This is a genomic window from Xanthomonas sp. SHU 166, assembly GCF_000364685.1.
Lineage (GTDB): Bacteria > Pseudomonadota > Gammaproteobacteria > Xanthomonadales > Xanthomonadaceae > Xanthomonas_A > Xanthomonas_A sontii.
In genome coordinates this window covers 1-4,429 of the sequence record NZ_AQOJ01000512.1, presented here as the reverse complement: position 1 = coordinate 4,429, position 4,429 = coordinate 1, and the positions used below count along the sequence as shown (strand labels likewise).

The window sequence follows — 4,429 nt, the reverse complement described above, 5'->3', positions numbered from 1 at the left end:
GGACCATGGCCCCCTTTTCGGGGGAAGGTGCCCCAAAGGGGCGGATGAGGTGCGGGTGCCTGGGGGGCGGAGTGGCCGGCCGTGCGTGTCGGCGTACCCTCACCCCAACCCCTCTCCCGGTGGGAGAGGGGCTTCAATCGCTTCTTGACGCTGCTCCAGGCCAGACCGGAGCGCGAGCCGGCCCATCGCTGTGGGAGGGGCTTCAGCCCCGACGCCGCATCGCCTCAGACAACGGCAAGTCCCACCTGCATTGCCTGCGCCAGCGCCCAGGGCTGCGCGCGCGCCGGACATGCCGTGCAGGATGAGGACGATCGCATCCGCCGACGCGCGCGGCGCCGGCCCGTGCCGCTCAGGCGGCAGCGCTGGCCACGACCAGCAGACCGCCGGCGATCGCCGCCCAGTCCAGCGGCGTGCGCGAGCGCAGGCTCTGCAGCGAGGGGCGGGCGGTCGGCGTCGGCCGGAGGCTGGCCTTGAGCGCCATCAGCGCCAGGCCAGCGGCGCTGAGCGCCCAATGCCATTCGCTGGCGCCGCCGCGCAGGAAGTAGGCCAGATGCAGCACACACAGGCAGCCCAGGACGGCTGCCAGCACGACGTCACGCGAGACCAGGCCCGGACGGGCGGTCAGGACAGCACGGTTCATCAGCATGTTTCCCCCGAAACGGTCAGCGCCATCCCCGGCGCACAGTGCGACTGCGACCAGGATCATATTTCGGGCCTGCCCGGCCGCCAAGCGGCAGTGCACAAATTCTTCACATTACTGTCAGGCCTTGCTGGTAGGCGAAGCAAGGTGCATGCCGGCGTGTGCCCAAGCGCTCCCGGCGCCCAATGCGGCGGCAGCGGTGTCGCTCAGTCGGCCAGTGCGGCCTGCTCGGCCAGCAACCACTCGCGCAAGCGTCGGGCGGCGTCGCTTTCCGCGCGCGAGCGCAGCCGGGTCAGCCAGTAGCGGCCCAGGTCGATGCGGGTGGTGAACGGACAGACCAGCCGCCCGGCATCCAGGTCTTGGGCGAACAGCCGCAGCGGCAGCAGGGCCACACCGTGGCCGGCTGCGGCGATGCTGGCCAGGGTCAGCGAGGCATCGCAGATCGGGCCGCCCGCCTGCACCTCGGGCGCGCCGGCGGCCTGCAGCCAGCGCGGCCATTCGTCCAGCCGATAGGAACGCAGCAGGGTGGTCCTGGCGAGGTCCGCAGGCGTGCGCAGCAGCGGCGCCAGCGCCGGCGCGCACACCGGCGCGAACGGCGCGTCCAGGATCGGCGTGGCGTGCTGCCCCTGCCAGTCGCCATCGCCGAAACGGATCGCCAGGTCCAGGCCTTCGCCGGCCAGGTCGACCCGGTTGTTGTGGGTGTACACGCGCAGTTCGATGTCCGGGTGTGCGGCGTGGAAGGCGTCCAGCCGCGGCAGCAGCCAGCCCGCCGCGAAGGTGCCGACCACGCCCACGCTCAGCGTCTCGCGATAGCGGCCGCCGGCGAAGCGCTGCAGCGTCCCGGCGATGCGGTCGAAGGCCTCGGTCAGCACCGGATGCAGGCGCAGGCCTTCGTCGGTCAGGGCCACGCCGCGCGGCAGGCGCTGGAACAGCACCACGCCCAGGCGCGCCTCCAACTGTTTGATCTGATGGCTGAGCGCGGCCTGGGTCACGCACAGTTCGGCGGCGGCACGGGTCAGGTTCTGGTGCCGCGCCGCGGCCTCGAAGGCGCGCAGGGCGTTCAACGGCAGATGCGGACGGATCATCGCCAGGTATCAATTCGGCTCATGGGTGCGATTGAATAACCTCGCTGGTGGGGGTGGGTCAATGCGGCCATCATCCTGGCTCCCGACGGAGGTGGACGATGCTGACGAGACGACGGTTCCTGCAGGGTGTGGGAATGGGCGCGAGCCTGCTGGTCGTGGCTGGTGCACAGGCAAAAAACGCGAAAAACCCGACGCCTACGCTACCGCAGCGGCTGGCCGAGATCGAGCGTCGCAGTGGCGGCCGGCTCGGCGTGAGCCTGCTCGACGGCGGCGGCGCAACGCTCGGCGGACAGCGCCAGAACGAGCGCTTCCCGCTGTGCAGTACCTTCAAATTTCTATTGGCGGGGGCAGTGCTGCAGCGGGTCGACCGCGGCGAACTGGCCCTGGAGCGGCGCGTGCCGGTGCGCAAGGCGGATCTGCTGGCGAATGCGCCGGTGTCCGAGCGTTATGTCGGCGGCACCCTCAGCGTGGTCGAACTGTGCCGCGCGGCGATGATCTACAGCGACAACACCGCGGCCAACCTGCTGCTGCCGCTGGTCGGCGACCCGCCCGGGGTGACCCGCTTTCTGCGTGCGCTGGGCGATACGCAGACACAACTGGACCGCAACGAGCCGGGCATGAACGAATTCGTCGCCGGCGATCCGCGCGACACCACCACGCCGGCGGCGATGGCGGCGACGATGCGTGCCTTGTTGCTCGGCGACGTACTGCAGCCGGTGTCGCGACAGCGCCTGATTGCCTGGATGCGCGACAACCGTACCGGCAACGACTGCCTGCGCGCCGGCCTGCCGGCGGGCTGGCAGATCGGCGACAAGACCGGCAGCAACGGCACCGATACCCGCAACGACATCGCCATCATCTGGGCGCCGGGACGGCTCACGCCGCTGCTGCTCACCGCCTATCTCAACGGCGCCACGGTCGACAGCGCCGCGCGCGATGCGACGCTGAAAGCGGTGGCGCAGGCGGTCGTTGCCTCGCTGCCTGCGCAGACGCGGCGTACTGGCTAGGCGCGTTGCGCGCTGTCGCGCCGGATGCAGGTCGATCTCCCGTAGGCGCGGCTTCGGCTGCGACAGGTTTTATGGCGAAGGTCAGTCGCGGCTGATCCCACGAGCGGGAACCGCAGCCATGCGTACGAGACGCTGCTCGCGATCATCGGTGACGCCACGTGCCGACGCCGCGCGCGATCGCCAGCGTTGTACCAACGGCCACGGCCACCGCGGCCGTGCTCACTGATCGTGCGGTCCCTTTCATTCCCAACCCTGTTCGGAGCGTCCCATGCGTCGATTCGTGTGCTGTTCGTTGGCCATTGCCCTCGGTCTGTCTGCCCACGCCGCGCAGGCGCGGGTCTGGGAACCCGCACCGGGCCACGTGCAGGTGCCGATCTGGCCTGGCGCGGTGCCGGATGCCTTGCCGCATCCGAAGCCGGAAACGGCTGGGCCCGGGGCCAGGATCGACAACGTCAGCCGGCCGACCATGACGGTGTACCCGGCGCAGGGCCACAACACCGGCGCCGCGGTGGTGGTGTTTCCCGGCGGCGGCTACCAGATGCTGGCGATGGACCTGGAGGGCACGGAGATCTGCGACTGGCTGGTCTCGCGCGGCATCACCTGCGTGCTGTTGAAGTACCGCGTGCCGAACTCCGGGCCGACCTGGGTCAACGACCGGCGTTACTACCCCAAGGTGCAGACCGCGCTGCAGGACGCGCAGCGCACGCTGGGCCTGGTGCGCCAGCAGGCCGCCACCTGGGGCGTGGACCCGCACAAGATCGGGGTGATGGGCTTTTCCGCCGGCGGGCATCTGGTCGCCGCGACCAGTACGCATTTCGCCAAGCGCACCTATCCGCTGGTGGATGCCGCCGACCGCGTGAGCTGCCGCCCGGATTTCGCCATCGCCGTGTATCCCGGCCATCTGTGGGTGCACGAGGACGAGGACGACGACACCCGCAATCCCACCGATCTGGCGTTGCGTCCGGACATCCGCGTCGCCGCCGACACCCCGCCGACCTTCCTGCTGCAGGCCCAGGACGACTACGTGGACGGCGTCTCGCAGGTGCTGGCGTACTACGTCGCACTCAACCATGCCGACGTGCCGACGGAAATGCACATCTACGCCCAGGGCGGCCACGCCTTCGGCCTGCGCGCCAAGAACCTGCCGATCGCACAGTGGCCGCAGCTGGTGGAGACCTGGCTGCGGACGATCGGGGTGCTTGAGGGCCGGGATTAGGGAGTCGGGATTGGGGATTCGCAAGAGCGGTGCCTGCACGCTGATGCATCTCTGCCAATCCCGAATCGTGCGTCCTAGCCCGAACTCGCGCGGAAGCTGCTTTTACGAATCCCCAATCCCGATTCCCGAATCCCGCCCGCCTCCGGCGGGCTCCTGATACAGTCGCGCCGCCCCGCCCATGGCCGGGTCGCTGATGCCGGGCTTGCCGGTTTCCACGCGGCCGGCCAGGCGCTGGCGGGCGTTGTCCTGGATCAGCCACAGGTCGTACCAGCCGCCGCTCGGCTTGGCATTCCAGCGAATGCGCTGCTCGGCGCCGGGCGCCAGCGTCACCCGCTGGCGCGGTTGTGCCTGGGCGTAGGCGGCCGGTTCCAGGGACACCTTGAGTGGCGCGGCACCCGGATTGCGCAGGACCAGGCACAGCGCCTGCGCGTCGGTCGGCTCCTGGACGATCTCGGCCTGCAGCAGCGGGGCGCTGAGGTCG

5 protein-coding genes are annotated in these 4,429 nt (G+C 70.2%); 2 read left to right on the top strand and 3 right to left on the bottom strand.

What is annotated here, in order from left to right; translation table 11 throughout:
• Nucleotides 1-349 precede the first annotated feature (349 nt).
• Together D180_RS13080 and ampR are read right to left on the bottom strand one after the other, a co-directional pair.
• Nucleotides 350-706 (bottom strand): hypothetical protein, encoded by a 357-nt coding sequence (locus D180_RS13080; protein ID WP_232760488.1) that lies wholly within the window; start codon nt 704-706, stop codon nt 350-352.
• A gap of 140 nt (nt 707-846) precedes the next feature.
• Nucleotides 847-1,725, bottom strand: a complete 879-nt coding sequence (ampR, locus tag D180_RS13075) for a LysR family transcriptional regulator AmpR (RefSeq protein WP_017913139.1) — start codon at nt 1,723-1,725, stop codon at nt 847-849.
• 98 nt (nt 1,726-1,823) lie between these two features.
• On the opposite strand from ampR, the gene bla reads away from it, so the two are divergent.
• Nucleotides 1,824-2,732 carry a class A beta-lactamase gene (gene bla / locus D180_RS13070; RefSeq protein WP_043090967.1) on the top strand — a complete coding sequence of 303 codons (909 nt, stop codon included), beginning with the start codon at nt 1,824-1,826 and terminating at the stop codon, nt 2,730-2,732.
• Between the two features lie 292 nt (nt 2,733-3,024).
• The gene (locus D180_RS13065; RefSeq protein WP_017913137.1) at nt 3,025-3,948 is read left to right on the top strand and encodes an alpha/beta hydrolase; all 924 of its coding nucleotides are present in this window, start codon (nt 3,025-3,027) and stop codon (nt 3,946-3,948) included.
• Nucleotides 3,949-4,050: 102 nt separating this feature from the next.
• Here D180_RS13065 and D180_RS13060 read toward each other — a convergent pair.
• Nucleotides 4,051-4,429 (bottom strand): phospholipase domain-containing protein (locus tag D180_RS13060; protein WP_017913136.1); only part of this gene is annotated, 379 nt, incomplete at its 5' end.

Excerpts from the sequence above, each read along its gene's own strand:
- bla (WP_043090967.1), top strand. The coding sequence starts at position 1,824 with ATGCTGACGAGACGACGGTTCCTGCAGGGTGTGGGAATGGGCGCGAGC.
- ampR (WP_017913139.1), bottom strand. The coding sequence starts at position 1,725 with ATGATCCGTCCGCATCTGCCGTTGAACGCCCTGCGCGCCTTCGAGGCC.
- D180_RS13080 (WP_232760488.1), bottom strand. The coding sequence starts at position 706 with ATGATCCTGGTCGCAGTCGCACTGTGCGCCGGGGATGGCGCTGACCGT.